Here is a 16,217-nt window from a genome sequence, read left to right as displayed (position 1 = left end):
AGCGTAGCGCCCATGATAACGGAGTCTTTATGGCAGGGAAACAAGCGGGGACGCCTCTTTCGTCAAAAGCGATAGAAATGATGAAACCTACAGATAAAGATAAGGCTGATACCGGTGAAAACCGTGGCCTGCGTGTTGGTTGCGGTTCGACCTTATCCCAATCATTCGTTTCCACTGACAAAATGCCGACACATCAGCATCGTTTTAGCTTATAATATGTGCTTGTGGTAAGCTGTCAGCACGGGAGTTGTGATGAGTAGTAGTAAAAAGTGGTGGTATCTTATACCAAACCTTCGCGTGAACAGATTGTCCGTTCGGTTGTGACCTCGACGGCAATCGAAACAGGCCGGTCTTCGGAGCAAGTTGAGGCGTCCTCAACGCCCAGCGCAAAAATTCGCCCATCTTCGTCTGGGAGATTAAGCGTTTTCCAACGCCTCTCTCACCCAATATTTTATCGTCTCATAATTCATGGACATGCCTGCATGAATGGCTGATATGTATTGGCTCTTATTTTGCTCCCAACTTTGATAATTCAAAGGGTTAAACCCTCCTTGTACCGCCATAATGTCAGCCAGTAGCCGCGATAATCGCCCGTTGCCTTCCCTAAACGGATGGATGAGTACCAGCTCGACGTGGATAATGGCGATCGCTTCAGTGACTTGCTCTTTGTCCATCCCCGAGCAAGGTGTATATCTGGCGAGGTATTTTGTTTCGAACTCACTCAATAATTTCGGTACTTGGGCTGAAGGCGCAAACATAAAGCCGCCTTTACTGATATTCACCGTTCTTTCTTGTCCTGCCCACTCATAGACGCTCTCTAACCAGCGGCGATGCCAGTTTTTTATCATGGCAACCGTTATGCGCCCAAGGGGGAATTGCTCTTCAAAAATAGTCTGATAAAATTTTTCCAACAGAACCAATTCCGCGCCGTCAATCTCATCGGGGTTGGAAATCCCCAGCTTGTTTGCCAAGACCTGTTCGCCAGAGCCTTCGGCAAACTTTCCTTCGCTGTTGGAAACATCATATCGGTTCATTGGGGAATTCCACTTTGCGGATGTTACTGCCAGAGCGTCAGCCTTTAATTATAGTGCTATACTCGACTGGTTGAAATTAATGATTTATAAATCAATCGGTTATAAAAATGTAGGTTAAAGTGTAGTCTTTCCTTGTTTTCTAAAAATAATCATTAAATATCAATCAAAACACACCAATGCATCATGGGTGTATGGCTGTCTAAATCTTCGGTTGTACTCATGGAGTTATGATATCCATTTCTATGTTTTTTATGAAGTTAGTGATGATGATTGTTCTCATGAATTATCACTGTGTCTCAAGAAATATCGATGCATCTTAATTTCTGGCGCAGGTCAAAGTATCAGTCGTTCTCGTCGCGGCTGGCCTGCGGGGAAACTCAGGAATGAGGTTCATCACCCACGATAAGCTTACGTATGTAACTGATTCGGCGCAACGAGCGCAGCCAAGGCACCTGCTGCTTAAAGATGATGGGTATAGTGCAGCGCCCATGATAACGGAGTCTGTATGGCAGGGAAACAAGTAGGGAAGCTCCCGGCTTCAAAAGCGATTGAAATGATGAAACCGACGGATGAAGTCAAAAAATGAGGCGGTATCTTATGCCAGTTGGACTCGTCGGCGGTCTTTGCTAGAATCCATCGTTCATCGCGATTGAGTGCTTAAGGCATTGTCGCGGCAATCATCCTTATGAACGTCCTGCCAACCTTATATTGCATAAGTCAACAGTCTTAGGTAACACATGAAAACGATTCGCTGGGGCATGATCGGCTGCGGTGATGTTACCGAGGTAAAAAGCGGACCCGGGCTTTACAAGGCTGCGCATTCCACCCTGTTGGGCGTGACCAACTGAATGCTGGCCGATCCCGAGATTGATGCGGTGTATATCGCTACGCCGCCTTCCGAACACAAGGCGCTGACCTTGCAGGCTGCCGCTGCCGGCAAACACGTGTACGTGGAAAAGCCGATGGCAATGAACTACGACGAATGCAAGGAAATGATGGCGGCCTGCCAAGCTGCCGGTGTTCGGCTCTATGTGGCGTTCTACCGTCGCGCCATGCCGCGTTTCCTGCAGGTGAAAGACTGGCTTGACCAGGGCGCCATCGGCACTGTGTGTACAGTGAGCATTCTGCAGCGTCAGAAACCGGCGCCCGAAGAACTGTCGCCGGAGACGTTGCCCTGGCGTTTGCGGGCCGATGTGGCCGGGGGCGGAAAATTTTTGGATATGGGCGTGCATGTGCTCGATATGCTCGCGTTCTGGTTCGGCCCGGTCAGCGAAGTACATGGTCAGGCCGGCAACCGTGGCGGTGTTTACGCTGTTGAAGACACCGTCACCGCGACCTGGCGCCATGCCAATGGCGTCACTGGCGTGGGTAGCTGGTGTTATGTGGGCCACGATAATGCCGATCGCGTGGAGATTACCGGCACGCGCGGCCGCATCGAATTCGAATTTTTTGCTGATTCACCCATACGCCTGGTTACGTCGGCAGGGGTGAAGGAGGTCAATATCTCCAATCCGATCCATGTGCAGCAGCCGTTTATCCAGAGTATTGTCGACGATCTTAATGGCTTAGGCGTTTGCCCGGGAGATACTCAAGCCGCGGCGCAAACCAGTGCCGTCACCGACAGGATTCTGGATTCGTTTCGCCGCAAGTCAGACTGAGTGTCTGCCGGCCCTACCGGTATGTGCTGAAGCGGGTCGGTTACGATTGACCCGGACTTCCGTTAGGTGAGTCTAAGCGTTATTTCGTTTTTGAACCTCCTTTCATAAGCTTGAACCGTCCCTCCGGTCAGCCATTCATAAATGTGGTTAAAGTTCGGGAATATTTTGCTCGACATCATAAAGTTCACTTTAACCCTGCCGATAGAAACTCCTATAAATCTATAGAGATAACAACGTATTTTTGCCGCCGGCTGACGTTGGCGAGATTCAGGGATGGCCCATGAAACATCGTTTGCCGGTAAATATCGGCTTTGTACTGGTTGGTCTGCTCTGTGTCTGCGGACGGGCGGTAGCCATCAGCCCTGCCGATCGGGATGTTATTCAACAACAGCAAACGGAACAATTGAATCAGGACAGACGGCAACTGCAAGCCTTGCAGTGGGCGATACCGTTAACGGCGCCGCCGGCGCGCCGCGCCGCGCCAGGCGGTCCCTGTTTTCATCTCAACACGATTCTCCTGCTGGGGGCGGATACGATGCCCGAGCCCGTCCGTCAGCGGCTAACCTCGCCCTATTTGCGTCAATGCGCGGGGTTAAGCCAAATCAATTTACTGGTGAAACAGGTTTCGGACTGGTATATCGCCCAGGGTTATATCACCAGCCGGGCGTTCCTCACCGGGCAGGATTTGTCCGGCGGCACGCTGCGGCTGACGGTAATGGAAGGCCGATTGCAGGATATCCGCCTGGAAAACCATGATGCCCGCTTATTGCATATGGCGTTTCCCGGTCTAAAGGGCAAGATTCTTAACCTGCGGGATATCGAGCAGGGCATGGAGCAGATTAACCGGCTGCGCCGCGATCCGGTACAAATCGACATTCAGCCGGGCAGCCGACCGGGATACTCGGTGGTAAATCTGACAGCCGCCCGCGAGCAGTCTTTACGTCTCAACGTTGGGTTCGATAACAGCGGCCAGAAAAGCACCGGCGTCGGTCAGTTGAACACGGCGCTAACGTTGAATAACCCGCTGGGGCTGGCGGATCAATGGTTTCTGAACGCTTCCCGCAGCAGCGGGTTTGTCAGCGATCGCAATGCCCGCAGCGTGCAGGCCGGTTTTAGTCTGCCGTACGGCTACTGGCTGTTGGATTACAGCTATAGCTACAGCGATTATCTTAATACCCTTTATCAGCAAGGTTATGACTGGCGATCCGCCGGCGACAGCCAGGCACACCGGCTGTCGCTGTCCCGTGTGGTGTTTCGCAACGGCAACATGAAAACCGGTCTCATGCTTGCATTGACGCATCGCATCAGCCGCAACAATCTCAACGATACCCGGCTCGACAGCAGCAGCTACGAACTCACCAGCCTGACGGCGGGAGTCAATCACAGCCAGAAACTGTGGGGCGGATATGCGACGCTATCGCCCTTCGTCAGCCGAGGCATGCCTTGGCTGGGCGCGGGGAATGATTACCAGGCCGACGGACAGCCCGCCATTGACTTTACCAAGTGGGGCGCCACCGCCAGTTATTATCTGCCGCTGGCCGGCAATTTCACTTACCTCACCAGCCTGTCCGGGCAATGGACCGCCGATCGGTTATACGGCGCCGAGCGCATGACCCTCGGCGGCGAAAGTTCGGTGCGTGGTTTCAAAGAGCAGTACCTGTCCGGTGATAACGGCGGCTATTGGCGCAATGAAATCGATCGGCCCTTGAGGGTATTACCGGTGCTGGGGGATATCGGCGCACTGGCGGCGCTGGACGCCGGGTATCTTCGCCACGATCGCCAGGATATCAATTCAGCCGGCACCCTGTGGGGCGCCGCCGTGGGGTTGAGCAGCAGCAATCGCTATTTCGTCAGTCAATTCACGGTGGGCTGGCCGCTGGGGTATCCCCGCTCGCTGGCGCCCGATCGGGTTTCCGTTTATTACCGCCTTGGCGTGGTGCTGTGAAAATGAGGATGGCAGGGATGAAAAATCCGGTTACCGGCATGGCCTCACCGTGGCGTCTTATGCTGAGTTATTTGCTGGTCGCCCTGCTGGCCTGGCAACCGCTATTACCGGCACTGGCGGTAGCCATTATCCCGGCCAACGGTTCCACCCAGACCCTGGCGGCCGGCAACGGCGTGCCGGTGGTGAATATCGCCACTCCCAACCAGGCCGGTCTTTCCCATAACAAATACCAGCAGTTCGATGTTGGCGGGGAGGGGCTGATCCTCAACAACGCCACCGGCAAACTGACCCAAACCCAATTGGGCGGATTAATCCTTAACAATCCCAACCTCCAGGCCGGCCAGGAAGCCAAAGTCATCATCAACGAAGTGGTGGGGGCCAATCCTTCCCGGTTGCAGGGCTATATGGAAGTGGCGGGCAAGGCCGCCAGCGTCATGGTGGCCAATCCCTACGGCATTACCTGCGACGGCTGCGGTTTCATCAATACGCCGAACGCCACCCTGACCACCGGTAGCCCCATTATCGGCACCGACGGCAACCTGCAGTCCCTGGAGGTCACCCAAGGCGCCATCACCGTTGAAGGCAAAGGGCTGGATGCCAGTCAGAGCGATGCTTTCTCATTGTTGGCCCGCGCGGCGCAGATCAATGCCGGCCTGTATGCCAAAGATCTGACCGTCACCGTGGGGGCCAATCATATCGATGCCGCCGGCAAGGCCACCTCGCTGGGTGCTCCGGGCGCTGTGCCGACCATCGCGGTGGATACCGGCGCCCTGGGGGGCATGTACGCCAATAGCATCCGGCTGGTTTCCAGCGACAAAGGCGTGGGCGTTAACCTGGGCAATCTCAGCGCCGACGCCGGCGGCATTGCGCTGTCGGCGTCCGGGGCATTGACCGTGACCAATGCGGTGGCGAACAACGGCGCCGCCGCCGGCGATATCAACCTGTCGGCGTCCGGCAAGCTGGTGGTGAATAATGCCTCGGCGCAAGGTGATTTCAGCGCTTCCGGCGACGGTGTGCAACTGGGGGGCAACGTGGCGGCGCAGGGCGCCATGACCCTTGGCAGCCAAGGGGATCTTGAAACCGATAATGCTACCCTGGCCGCTGGCGGCAACCTGCAGTTGAATGCCGCCGGTGCTCTCGGCATCACTAACTCCAGCCTCGACGCCGGTACCGACAGCGCCGGGAATATTGGCGAACAGGGCAGTCTGGTTCTCACCGGAGGGACGGTCAGGCTCACCGGTAGCCATGGGGCGGCCGCCCTTGCCAATGTCACCGCCGGCGGCGCCATGATGGTGGATGCCGCCAGCCGGTTGCAGGCGCGCCAGCTGTCTCTTAGCGGCCAACAATTGCAACTGGACGGCCAGTTGGCATCCAACCAGGATCTGAAGATAACCGGCGCCAGTCTCACCGGGGGCACCGGTGCCGCCATCAGCAGTCAGCAGAATATCAATCTGAATCTCGGCGGCGACAGCCTGTGGAACGGCCAAATGCTGGCGGGAACCGGGCTGCATTTCCAGGGCGGTGCCCTGACCAACGGCGGACAATTGCTGGCGGTGAACGACCTGAGCATTAACGCCGCGACGCTGAATAATAACGGTCTGATTCAGGCCGCCGATCTCTCTTTTACCGGCGGCTCGCTGAACAATGCCGGCCGGCTGCAGGCGCAAAACAGCGCCACGCTCGCCGCGGGAGTGCTGACCCAGCAGGCGACGGCGAGTGTGATAGCCGGCGGTCGACTTAGCGTGCAGGCGGATAATGCCGCCACCGACGGCACCTGGCAGAGCCAGTCACTTGATTACCGGGGCGGCGATTGGCACAACGCCGGCAGCATCAACTCCCTGGCCGACATGAACATTACCCTGAGCGGTTCCGGGCAAAACAGCGGTAATCTGCTGGCGGCAGGCCAATTGGCGCTGACGGCGCCGCAGTTCACCAACCTGGGCCTGCTGCAAGGTCAACAAATCGCTGTTAGCGGTATATCCGCCGCCGCTCAGATATTTTCCGGCGGCGACAGCCTCGCCGGCGGCGGCCAAACCACATACCAAGGGGGCGGTACCTTCGCCAATAGCGGCACATTGCGCGCTGTTGACAGCTTGATCCTCGACGGTCTGGACTCGCTGTCCAACATTGGAACGCTGTTGAGCGGCGGGTTAAGCCGGTTCTCCGCCGCCCGGTTGACCAACGACGGCACCATCACCGCCGCAGCCTTACAGGCCACCGGCGCCAACCTTAGTAACAGCGGTACCCTAAACGTCGCCGGCGCGCTGGCATTCAACGGCGGCGCTATGGCCAACAGCGGCGATATCAGCGCGGATCAAGCCATGTTCGGCGGTCAAGCCCTGAACAACACCGGCAATATCGCTTCCAGCGGCAATCTGGCTATAAACGTCGATCAACTGGCCAACGGCGGCGCGTTTACGGCGGACAGCTTGTCATTCTCCGGCCAGGCCCTCACCAACGGCGGGACGATGGATATCGCCCAAGGCGCGAATATCCAAGCGTCTCAGTGGCAAAACAGCGGCACTTTTCGGGCCGGCCAGGTTTTCGCCACCGGGCAGAGCCTGTCCAACAGCGGAGAATTAACCGGCAGCGACCAACTGGTCTTGGGCTTTGACGTAGGAGTAAACAATAGCGGCATGCTGGCCACCAACGGTCTGTTGTCCCTGACCGCCGACGCCCTGAATAATTCGGGCACCCTGTCGGGGGCAACCGGTCTGACCCTGAGCCTGGGGTCTCTGCAAAATCAGGGGGATATCCTTGCCGGCGGCGCAGGAAATATCGTCGCCGCCTCGGTGGTCAATAGCGGACAGTTGCAGGCCGACCAATTACAGCTGACGGCCGGTACGCTGGATAACAGCGGTACCCTGCTTGGACAAGACGGCCTGACGCTGGCGCTGCTTGACACTCTGCAAAACCAAAGTGATGGCCGGATCCTTGGCGCCGGTCCGGCCACGCTGACGGCGGCGGCGATAACCAATGCCGGCGTCTTGCAGGCCGGCTCGCTGCAGCTTACCGCCGGCGAGCTTGACAATAGCGGTCATATCCAGGGCGATAACCAGCTCAGTCTGCGGCTGGGACAACCGGAAGACAGCGCAGCATGGGCATCGGCCACCACTCCCGTCGCTGTCGGCGTATTGAACAACCAGGGCGGGATCATCTCAAGCGGCGCCACAGCGCTGCAGTTGGCGCAATTGAACAACCAGGGCAGTCTGCAAGGGCAAAGCCTGGTTGTACAGGGGGATCAACTGCAAAACAGCGGTACCCTGATCAGTCCCGGTGGTTTGGATGTCTTTCTGACCGGCGCGTTGAACAACCTGGCGTCCGGACAAGTGCTGACCGACTCTCTATTGAATATCGCCGCCGGTTCGGTGAGCAATCAGGGCTTAATGCAGGGCGGTACGCTGACTGCCACGGCGGGAACCCTGGATGATCAGGGACAGTTGCAAGGCACTCAGGGATTGACCGTCATTACCGACGGCGCGCAGAGCTACGGCGCGGACAGCCGGTTGTTAAGCAACGGCACCGCCGCGCTGAGCGCGCAGGACATCAGCACGGCCGGCCTGTGGCAGGCGGGAGTGCTGAACATCATCGCCGATCGTCTGGATAACAGCGGCGCCATGGCCGGGCTGACCAGCCTGACTGTTCACAGTAGCGGCCAACTAAACAATCTGCTAACGGGACAGCTGTTGTCCAACGGCGATATCACCCTGCAAGGAGAGCAGATCGTCAATAACGGTCAGGTGCAGGGCGAAACCCTGACCCTGACCGGAGGCGCGCTGGACAATGACGGCAGCCTGACCGGGCTGGGAAGACTCGCGCTTACCCTGGACGGCACCCTGTCAAGCAGCGGCAAGCTGCTGACCAACGGCACCGGAACGCTGACCGCCGGTCAGTTCACCCATAGCGGATTTGCCCAGGCGCAACAATGGAATATTTCCGCCGCCAGCCTGGATAACAGCGGCGTGCTGGCGGGCCTCGGCGGCTTATGGCTGTCCCTGACCGGCTCGGCGCAAAATCAGTCGCAAGGCCAGTTGCTGAGTAACGGCGCCAGTCAAATCCAGGCCGCCGATTTTACCAATAGCGGTCTCTGGCAAGCCGCTTCCTTGGCGCTCAACGCCAATAGCGCCGCCAACCAGGGAATAATGCAAGGCACCGGGCAGGTGATGCTCACCCTGCTTAATGGCTATTCCGGCGCACTGGGCAGCGTGCTGGCCGCCGGCGAACAGGCCGTGCTCAGCGCCGCCACTTTCAGCAACGCCGGCACCTTGCAAGCCCAACAACTGCGGTTATCCGCCGGCAGCCTGACCAACAGCGGCACTTTGCAAGGCAGCGGACTGCTGGATCTGCAGTTGACGGGGAATTTCGTCAATACCGCCGGCGCCAGCCTGCTGGGGGCGGACCAGTTGCAACTGCGGGCGGCGCACATCACCAACCAGGGCATTGTGCAAGGCGGGGATGTCAGCGTTAACGGCACCGCTCTCGACAACAGCGGCACAATGCAGGGTAATCAGACGTTGGGCCTGACTCTGACCGGGCAATTAAACAATCTGGCAAGCGGACAGATATTGTCGGGCGGTCAAACCACCCTGGCGGCGAATCAACTGACCAACGATGGCTGGCTCCAGTCGCAGCAGCTTACCTATAGCGGCAGCCAGTTCAGCAATAGCGGCACCGTGTTGGCGGGGGATCTGCTGCAACTGACGGCACCGGCCTTTAGCAACCAAGGCACGGTGCAGGGCAGTCGGGCCGTCATCAACAGCACGACTCTTACCAATAACGGCACGCTGCTGGGATTAACCACCCTGGCGTTGCAGGCCACCGCCATCAATAATCAGAGCGGCGGACGCATCTACAGCGCCAAGGATTTGAGCTTCACCAGCGACAGCCTGCAACAAAACGGCCAATTCCTGGCGTTGGGCAACCTCAACGGCCATATCACCGGCGCGCTGGATTTCACCAGCCTGCTGGCGGCGGGCCAAACCCTGACCCTGAATGCCGACGGCGATTTCCATCAGCAAGGAACCTTACAGGGCAACGCCGTGCAGTTAACCGCCGGCGGCACCTTCACCAACAGCGGGCAGGTGGTGACCGGCAACGGCGGCCTGTCGGTGGCCGCCGCGACGTTCAATCAGCCATCGGGCGGCAGCCTGCAATCCGGCGGCGCCGTCACACTGACCAGTAACAACAGTATCACCAACCAGGGTTTTATCGGTACCCTCGGAAGTTTGCTGTTGCAGGCCGCAGGCACCTTGACCAACACCGGGCTGCTGTATTCCGGCGGCAATATGCAACTGCTGGCGGACAGCATCCAAAACATCAGCGGCGATATCCTGGCGGGCAACAGCCTGTGGATGCAACGGGACGCCGCCGGCGACGCCAATAGCCAGATAGTCAATAGCTCCGGCGATATCGAAACCCAAAATGGCGATATCACCCTTAACACCGAAATGTTGCTTAATCAGCGGCAAGGATTCAGCGTCACCCAAACCGACGCCACGCTGGCGGTGCCCGCCTGGGTCAACGGCGCGTCGATCCTAATCCCCGCCAGTTGGTTCCAGCCGGGAGACCTCGGCGTCAGCGATTACGGCGACACCATCGGCGGCGGCAGCCCCGGCCACGGCGGCGGCGGCTCCTATGTCACCACCTATTGGTATGTTCCTTATGCCAGCGCTTATGTTCAGGACATCGCCGTCGCCGAAACCACCTTCAGCGTAACCTCCGGCGGCAATGCCGGACGGCTGGTGGCCGGCGGAAATATCGCCGGCTATGCCGGCAGTTTGAACAACATCGCCTCCGACATCCTGGCCGGGGGCAACATCGCCCTGTCCGGCACTAGCCTCAACAACCTTTCCTATCAGGAAGGGACCACCACCGAATATCAGCAGTACCACTACGCGCCGCTGGATACCACCCCCGGCGATGAGATCGATCCCCCCATGCTGACCCTGGATGAAGCCCCGGCCTATTTCACCAGCGATGACCGCTTCGCGGATCGCTACACCTCGGACAGTATCGCGTACACCGCCGTCGGCGCGCCGACCTATGCCTACACCGCCGGCGGCCAAAACTATAACGCGCTGATCCAGGCCGGCGGTTATATCAGCGCCAGTTTCTCGCAGGACATCAGCAACACCCAGGTGGCGCCGGATATCGGCGGCATTACCCATCAACTGACCGCGCCTTCGCTGACCGCCATTAATGCGCTGGCCGGCCAGTCACAGCAAAGCAGCCGCCAACTGGCCGCCACCGACGCCGGCTTTACCCTGCCGGGCAGCGTGCTGGATCCCCAGACGGTGAATGGCGGGCAGAACGGCAGTCTGGCCCTTAACCAGGGCAGCGCCGCCGGTAGCGCTCAGGGCCTCAGCGCCGCCAATGGCGGAACCAAATCCCTCGTCGCCGCCGCCGGACCGGACGCGCCGCTCGCCACCCTGACCCCGGCGCAATTGAGCGCTGCCATTGCCGCCGGCCTGCAACCTTTGACCGAGAATCCGCTGGCGGATTACCCGTTGCCCGCCGGTAATGACGGCCTGTTTGTTATCAACAGCCAACCCGGCAGTCACTACCTGATTACCGCCAATCCCAAACTGACGCAGCTGGGTCAGGTGAATGGCTCGGTATTCAATGATTTAAACAGCCTGCTGGGACAGCCCCCCGCCACCAGCCCCACGGTGGAAACTAGTAGCCAGTTGACCAATGAACAGCAATTTGAAGGTTCGGCCTATCTGTTGGATAAACTCAACCTGAATGCCGATACCGATTACCAGTTCCTTGGCGACGCGGAGTTTGACACCCAATATGTCGACAACGCGGTGATAAGCCAGACCGGCCAGCGATATATCGACGGCGTCGGTTCCGATTTACAGCAGATGCAAACCCTGCTGGACAACGCGGCGTCGGAACAACAATCGTTAAACCTGCAGTTCGGCGTCAGCCTGACGCCGGCTCAGGTGGCCGCCCTGACGCAAAGTATTGTCTGGTATGTGCCGATCACCGTCGACGGCCAAACGGTGCTGGCGCCGCAGCTGTATCTGTCCCAGGCGGACGAAACCAACCTGCAGGGCAGCGTGATCACCGCTCAGCAGGTCGGGCTGGCCAGCGCCGGTTCCATCACCAACAGCGGCGCGGTCACCGCGGTGTCATTGCTTGATATAACCAGTCAGGACCAGATAACCAATCAAAACGGCGGGCTGCTGAAATCCGACGGCAGTCTGGATCTCACCGCGCTGAACAATATCAGCAATCTCAGTTCCACCATTTCGGGCGGCAACATAAGCCTTACCAGCCTTAACGGCAGTATCGTCAACCAGACCGCAAGCGATACCTGGTCGGCGGGCAGCCTGACGTCGCCCGCCCAGGGCGGCCCAAACCAGGCCGCGCTCACCGCCACCGAAACCGGCGATATGGCAAGCATCAGCGCCACCGGCGATCTGGTATTGGCCGCCGCCAAGGATATTTCCGTGATCGGCGCCAGCGTGGCATCCGGCGGCGATACCGTTCTGGCGGCGGGCAACGACGTCACCATCGCCGCCCTGAGCCAAACCGCTACCGACAGCACCCTGACCGGCCGGCAAACCACCGACAGCCGGCAAACCACGGCACAGTCCAGCAATATCACCGCCGGCGGCGCATTGAGCATCCTGGCCGGCAATGATCTCACCCTGAACGGCAGCGGCCTGACCTCCGGCGCCGGCATGCAACTGGCGGCGGGCAACGACCTCAATCTGCTGGCCACCGCTACCGGCGCGCAAAACGCCAGCCAATCGGGCCGATCCGGCCAGGAAAGCCAGGATCATACCCTTGGCGGCGTGGTCAGCAGCCTGGACAGCGGCGGCAACCTCAGCCTGACGGCCGGACAGGATGTCACCAGTCAGGGAGCCTCCCTGAACGCCGCCGATAGCGTCGCCCTCAATGCCGGCGGCGATATCACCCTGAATGCCCTGCAAAGCGACATCTACAGCGAAAATCACGGCGACAACAGCGAAAACATCGACGAAACCATCGGCCAGCAGGGCACCGCCATCACCGCCGGCGGCGGCATCCAGCTCTCCGCCGGCCAGGATATCGCCCTGACCGCCGCCCAGGCGCAGGCGAGGGGCGCCATCAGCCTCAGCGCCGGCGGCGACATCACCCTCAATACCGCACTGGAAAGCGATTATCACTATGATGAAGCTACCCATACCAGCAGCGGCCTGTTCTCCTCAACCAGCACCCATACAGTGGACGAGGACTACGACACCCATCAACTGGGCAGCCTGCTGAGCGGCGACAGCGTCAATCTGTCGGCGGGCAACGATATCGGCATTACCGGTTCGTCGGTGATCGGCGACGACCATGTCACCCTGCAGGCGGGCAATGACATCACCATCGCCGCCGCCACCGAAGAACAATCCAGCTATCAGCTGAAGGAGACCAAAACCAGCGGCATGTTCAGCGGCGGCGGGTTCGGCGTGACCTTCGGTTCCACCTCCATGCGTGATGAAATCGACCAGAACGGCACCACGCAAAGCCAGAGCGTCAGCACCATCGGCGCCACCGACGGCAACGTCAATATCATTGCCGGCGGCACCGCCCATCTCAGCGAGGCGCAGGTCATCGCCGGGAATAACCTCAACGTGGTGGCCGGGGCGATCACCATCGATCAGGGCGACGACTCGCTCAATCGCCGGGAAAGCTATGAACAAAAACAAAGCGGCCTGACCCTTTCCCTCTCCAGCCCGATTACCGATGCGCTGTTGACCATGGACAATCTGGTGGATAACGCCAGTGAAACCAGCGACAACCGCATGAAAGCACTGTATGGGGTGGAAGCGCTGCATGACGGCTGGGCGGCATCCCAGAGCAAAGGCGTCGCCACCCAGGCATCCCAACTGGCCAATGGCAATTATGACGCCAGCGTCAAACTGCAAATCAGCGTCGGCGCCAGCCAGAGCAGCTCGCTGAGCACCCTGGCGGAACAGCAGGCGGCGGGCAGTACCCTCAGCGCCGGCGGCGATGTTAATCTGGTGGCGACCGGCGGCAATAATCAAAGCGGTGATTTGCATATCACCGGCAGCGGCATTACCGGCGACAATGTCACCTTGGCGGCTAATCACGACCTGATACTTGACGCCGCCGCCAGCACCAGCGACCAGCACAACTCCAGCGACAGCAGCGGCTGGAATGTCGGGGTCAGCGTTTCCCTTGGGACCTCCACCGGTATCGGGGTATTCGCCAACGGCTACATGGCCAGCGATAACGCCGACGGCAGCACCACTGATTTTCTCAATACCCGCGTCAACGCCCAGGACCAGCTCAGCCTGAGCAGCGGGGGCGATACGGTGCTGGAGGGCGCGCAGGCGCTGGGGGATAAGATAGTTGCCAATGTGGGCGGCGACCTGACCATCACCAGCCTGCAGGACACTGATGAATATCAGGAGTCGCAAAAATCGGTGTCCGGCGGATTGAGCATATCCTTCGGCACGATGCCGGTTTCCGGCTCGTTCAGTATCAGCGGTTCCAGCATCAACAGCCAATACGCCAGCGTCGGCGCGCAAAGCGGCCTGTTCGCCGGCGACCAGGGCTATGACATCCAGGTGGGGGACCATACCCAGCTTAACGGCGCGGTGATTGCCTCCACCGCGGCGGCGTCGGACAACCAGCTGTCCACCGGCACCCTGGGCTGGGACGCTATCCAGAATGCCGCCGACTACAGCGCCACGGGCTACGGCTTTTCCGCCGGCGCGGGCGGCGGCGCGTCGCCGTTCGCGCTGCCTTCGCTGAGCGACAGCCAAAGCGGCAGCGCCAGCGGCACCAGTTCGTCGGCCATCGCCGACGGCACGCTGACTATCCGCGACGCCGCCGGCCAACAACAGGATGTCTCGACCCTCAGCCATGACACGGCGGACGCCAACGGCCATATTGATGAAATCTTCGATAAGGAGCAGGTAGAGCAAAACCTGGCGTTCACCCAGGCAGTGGGCCAAGTCAGCAAGGACGTGGTGCAGGATGTGCTGCAATACGAAGCCACGACCGTGAACGATAACAAACAGCAAGAGTTGCAGGCAACACCGGCCTATCAGCAGGCATCGGCGGAACAGCAGCAGACTATGAGTGCCGAAGTCTCTAAAGAGGTCGAGTCGGATTATGGCATCGGCGGCACCTACGCCATCCTGGGGGATGCCATCAGCGGGGCGCTGGCGGGTCTGGCGGGAGGTGACCTGACGCAAGCGGCGGCGGGCGGTCTGGCGCCCTATCTGTCGCAGGTGGTAAAAGGTGTCACCACCGATCCCGACACAAAACAGGTCAATGTCGCCGAAAATGCCCTGGGCCATGCCCTGGTGGGCGGGCTGGTGGCGTATTTGCAGGGGAATTCGGCGGCGGCGGGAGCGGCGGGAGGCGCCGGCGGTGAACTGGCCGCTGAAGCTATCGCGTACGAGCTTTATCCCGACATTGCTACCGCTGACCTGACGGAAGAACAAAAGCAGACTATCTCGACATTAAGCACCCTGGCGGAGGCGCTGGAGGGCAAGGTGGGAGGCAATAAAGAGGAGGGTGAGGTGACCGGAGCCGATGCGGGCAAGAATGCGGTGGAGAATAACTCACTGGGCGGGGCGGCAGCGGGTTCCGGGCTTGGACTGTGGCTGGGTGAGATACCGGACTGCGATACGGAATGTAAGGCCCAACTGGCCGGGGATATCGCGCAAGGAAATGCCAAGGTGTCGGCTCATCTGGCGGGGACAATCGGTCTGGCCATGTTGCCCGGTGGAGCGCAGGTTGCTGCCGGCATCGGCAGTGGTGCGAATGCCGCAATACAATATGCTGTGGATGGTGAAGTTAGTTACACCGATGCGCTAATTGCAGGTTGGGTCGGTGGTTTAACGGCTACATCTGGTTTTGGGGTAACGGTGGGGGTGAATGCGGTTGGCGGTGCGGCGTCAAATGCTATTAAAGGGGATGACCCGTTAACTGGGGCTATAACTAGTGGGTTGGGTGCCGTAGGAGGATACGGTATCGGTAAAGGCGCAATATTGGGATCTAACGCTATCGGTAAATATGCAACCAAGGGTTGGAACCCGAAATTTGATCCTAACCATCTCAAGTACAGAGAAGTTAAGGGATTAATGGGAATCTCTAAGGAGATGTCCCCGAGCAAAATTCCTGGAGTAGCAGGCAACGTTGGATCATCAGCAGCTACGGAAATTGGTACTAAGATACTAGAAAAGCGCGTTGAGAAGCTGAAGACTCAAAACGATGAATAAATATTCTCAGTACAATGTCTTATTACCACAATGTATATTTATATTTTGTGCATTTGTTATTGGGATGATTATAATAAGCGTTATTAGTCTACTGGGTTTTGTATTTTTTAATGGGATAATTACAGGTATTTATGAATTGGATGGGGATTATATAATGTTAGCCGTTAAAGTTGGTGTCTATGGCGGTTCCGTGGCGGGTGGTGGGATAATTATTGCGAAGATTTTCAATGTTAGGGGTTTTTGACTCTGTTAGTTTATTAATTTGTTCTGCTACTTCTTACTATAGGCATTGGGCTAAATAATATTATTGATGAATCCTAGAAATTTGCGATTTTCCTTTAAA

General features: G+C 58.5%; 6 protein-coding genes. 5 read left to right on the top strand and 1 reads right to left on the bottom strand.

All coding sequences use genetic code 11. The annotated features are described in order from the left end of the window. The first annotated feature begins 29 nt into the window (after positions 1-29). Positions 30-215, top strand: coding sequence for an integrase (locus GTU79_RS22605; protein WP_214513393.1), 186 nt, complete (start codon positions 30-32; stop codon positions 213-215). A gap of 201 nt (positions 216-416) precedes the next feature. Here the strand turns inward: GTU79_RS22605 and GTU79_RS22600 are convergent, their stop codons facing one another. Then, a complete protein-coding gene (locus tag GTU79_RS22600; protein ID WP_203523812.1) occupies positions 417-1,034 on the bottom strand; it encodes a Fic/DOC family protein in 618 nt (205 codons plus the stop codon). 848 nt (positions 1,035-1,882) lie between these two features. Here GTU79_RS22600 and GTU79_RS22595 point away from each other — a divergent pair. The 4 genes from GTU79_RS22595 to GTU79_RS22580 all read left to right on the top strand — a co-directional run bounded on the left by GTU79_RS22595 (position 1,883) and on the right by GTU79_RS22580 (position 16,118). Continuing rightward, on the top strand, positions 1,883-2,692 hold the full coding sequence (locus tag GTU79_RS22595; RefSeq protein WP_203523811.1) for a Gfo/Idh/MocA family protein: 810 nt from the start codon (positions 1,883-1,885) through the stop codon (positions 2,690-2,692). Between the two features lie 280 nt (positions 2,693-2,972). Continuing rightward, the gene (locus GTU79_RS22590; protein WP_203523810.1) at positions 2,973-4,637 is read left to right on the top strand and encodes a ShlB/FhaC/HecB family hemolysin secretion/activation protein; all 1,665 of its coding nucleotides are present in this window, start codon (positions 2,973-2,975) and stop codon (positions 4,635-4,637) included. A 17-nt stretch (positions 4,638-4,654) separates the two neighbouring features. After that, entirely contained in the window at positions 4,655-15,874 is an 11,220-nt protein-coding gene (locus GTU79_RS22585) for a hemagglutinin repeat-containing protein (RefSeq protein WP_214513392.1), read from the top strand. Further along, positions 15,867-16,118 carry a hypothetical protein gene (locus tag GTU79_RS22580; protein ID WP_214513391.1) on the top strand — a complete coding sequence of 84 codons (252 nt, stop codon included), beginning with the start codon at positions 15,867-15,869 and terminating at the stop codon, positions 16,116-16,118. The genes GTU79_RS22585 and GTU79_RS22580 overlap by 8 nt, the downstream gene beginning before the upstream one ends. Positions 16,119-16,217 lie beyond the last annotated feature (99 nt).

This window comes from Sodalis ligni (assembly GCF_016865525.2).
In the GTDB taxonomy this organism is placed as follows: Bacteria; Pseudomonadota; Gammaproteobacteria; order Enterobacterales; family Enterobacteriaceae; genus Acerihabitans; species Acerihabitans ligni.
This window is presented reverse-complemented; position numbering and strand designations above follow the sequence as displayed.

Bases quoted from the DNA above. Each gene is read 5' to 3' on its own strand.
- GTU79_RS22605 (WP_214513393.1), top strand. From the start codon at position 30: ATGGCAGGGAAACAAGCGGGGACGCCTCTTTCGTCAAAAGCGATAGAA.
- GTU79_RS22600 (WP_203523812.1), bottom strand. From the start codon at position 1,034: ATGAACCGATATGATGTTTCCAACAGCGAAGGAAAGTTTGCCGAAGGC.
- GTU79_RS22595 (WP_203523811.1), top strand. From the start codon at position 1,883: ATGCTGGCCGATCCCGAGATTGATGCGGTGTATATCGCTACGCCGCCT.
- GTU79_RS22590 (WP_203523810.1), top strand. From the start codon at position 2,973: ATGAAACATCGTTTGCCGGTAAATATCGGCTTTGTACTGGTTGGTCTG.
- GTU79_RS22585 (WP_214513392.1), top strand. From the start codon at position 4,655: ATGAAAAATCCGGTTACCGGCATGGCCTCACCGTGGCGTCTTATGCTG.
- GTU79_RS22580 (WP_214513391.1), top strand. From the start codon at position 15,867: ATGAATAAATATTCTCAGTACAATGTCTTATTACCACAATGTATATTT.